Consider the following 231-nt stretch of genomic DNA (forward strand, 5'->3'; position numbering starts at 1 on the left):
GTTTTGTCACTTTGGCTGTAGGACCAGGAACAGAGCCTTTCAGCAACAGAATGTGTGACGGGTTGCTGGGATCAGATTCTAGCATTACCCGCAGGACAGGCGGTGCCCACAAGTCGGGAAAGCGGTTCATGCTTGTGATTCTCGCTGAGTTGGAAGGGAAGGTCTTGTACTGCTTTAATAATTCAATCACGCCCAAACCGCGATATTGGGATACATGGGACACCCATCCAC

At 50.6% G+C, this 231-nt stretch carries 1 protein-coding gene; it reads left to right on the forward strand.

All coding sequences use genetic code 11. The features are described from left to right. The coding region (locus SB775_RS34355) for a hypothetical protein (RefSeq protein WP_410865759.1) at positions 1-231 on the forward strand (231 nt) is incomplete at both ends.

Source organism: Peribacillus sp. SIMBA_075, from assembly GCF_046534585.1.